Below are 405 nucleotides of genomic sequence, written 5' to 3'. Positions count from 1 at the left end.
GGATTGGATTAATGGTTTTTACTTTCAAGACCTGTTCAGGTTTGAGCCAGAGCTATAGAAGATGATGAGCGAATCCATAGAAATGGGAAGTGCCTTTATTATTAAGGAATACCAGCAAAAACAAATGCCATTGTTTTTGCTTTGGAAGGGGAATGTACATACTACTTTACGTTTCCCGGAGCATAAATTCCGCATTGGAGGTGTAAGTATTAGTAATCAATTCTCCACTTTCTCAACATCATTGATGATTGAGATTATGACGTCCCGTTATTACGATCCTTATTTGGCGCCATTTGTGAGACCAAAGTAAGAGTTTAAGGTGAGGTTCATGGATGAGGATTAGGACTTTGTTTTCGATGAAACTTGGGCCGACGTAACTAAGCTTGATACATTTATTGCTGTGGT

At 38.8% G+C, this 405-nt stretch carries 1 pseudogene; it reads left to right on the top strand.

Annotation, left to right across the window (positions count from 1 at the left end):
- A pseudogene (locus ZA07_RS15005) lies at positions 1–340 on the top strand (GNAT family N-acyltransferase); the annotation flags it as partial.
- Positions 341–405: the final 65 nt, after the last annotated feature.

The sequence above is a fragment of the Mangrovimonas sp. ST2L15 genome (assembly GCF_001280515.1).
Classification (GTDB): Bacteria; Bacteroidota; Bacteroidia; order Flavobacteriales; family Flavobacteriaceae; genus Mangrovimonas; species Mangrovimonas futianensis.
The sequence above is the reverse complement of the archived record's forward strand: the minus strand, read 5'-3'. Positions and strand labels throughout refer to the sequence as shown.